Source organism: Polynucleobacter sp. 39-46-10 (genome assembly GCF_002282275.1).
The window spans coordinates 1-1117 of record NZ_NCJB01000538.1 but is presented as its reverse complement, the minus strand read 5'-3'; the positions used below and the strand labels follow the sequence as shown (position 1 = coordinate 1117).

At 46.5% G+C, this 1117-nt stretch carries 1 protein-coding gene and 1 pseudogene; both read right to left on the bottom strand.

Translation table 11 applies throughout. The features are described 5' to 3' along the window. Nucleotides 1-628 (bottom strand): annotated as a pseudogene (locus tag B7X71_RS17515) (porphobilinogen synthase); the annotation flags it as partial. Further along, nucleotides 612-1117: ribosome biogenesis GTP-binding protein YihA/YsxC (gene yihA / locus B7X71_RS17510; RefSeq protein ID WP_293601682.1), on the bottom strand; the 506-nt coding region annotated here is incomplete at its 5' end. The pseudogene B7X71_RS17515 and the gene yihA, both read right to left, overlap by 17 nt.

Sequence of the window (1117 nt, the reverse complement as noted above, 5' to 3'; positions counted from 1 at the left end):
CCGAAGCATATTTTGCTGAGTAAGCCATAATGCGAGTGTGAATGAGTTTGTTTTGCTCTAGTGCTTCACGAATTTTTCCGATGCGGCCATCCATCATGTCTGATGGTGCAACGATATCAACACCAGCTTGAGCTTGAGCAATCGCTTGTTGGACCAAGATTGCCGTAGTCTCGTCATTCAGAATACGACCTTGCTCATCTAAGACACCATCTTGACCGTGGCTTGTGTAAGGGTCAAGCGCGACATCCGTCATGATGCCCAAATTGGGGAAGCGTTTCTTGAGCTCACGCACTGCGTTTGGAATTAATCCATTGGGATTAAAAGCTTCTTTGCCATCAGGTGTTTTCAGAGATGCATCAATCACTGGAAAGAGTGCCATCACAGGAATGCCTAATGAAACGCATTCTTCGGCAACGCTAAAAAGTAAATCGAGAGATACGCGATTAACTCCCGGCATGGAGCTAACAGCTTCTGATTTACCTTGGCCTTCAAGTAGGAACACTGGGTAGATCAAGTCATTGGCCGAAACGCTGTTCTCTTGCATCAGGCGACGCGACCAATCATCGCGACGCATGCGACGTGGGCGGTGCGCCGGAAAGTTCAACAAAGAGTTAGCTTGTGATTTCATCTTCTTGAGTCTCTGCTTCAAATAACCATTTAATAACTGTATTGTCGGCCTCTTCAAGGCCAATTCGCTTGGTGCTTGAGAATAATTGTGCCGTAAGTCGTTTTGAGTCGCCCGTTCCATCTGGAAGGGCGGGATCATACTGCTGTAATCTTTTACGTACGGCCTCTAAGGCATGCTTGCATTCGCTTTTATTAAGCTTGTCACACTTACTGAGCAAAATATGAATTGGTTTGCCGGTTGGTACAAACCATTGAATCATTTGCTCGTCTAAATCGGTGATTCCGCGTCTGGAGTCGACGATGAGAATCATCCCGACCAGTTGCTCGCGCTCCTGCAAATAATCGCTTAGAAGGCTATTCCAGTGGTATTTGGTCTCATGATTAACGGCGGCATAGCCGTATCCTGGTAAATCCACCAAATAGGCTAATAGGTCATCCTTAGCAAAAAGCCCAAAATAGTTAATGTGTTGCGTACGCCCCGGCGTTTTAC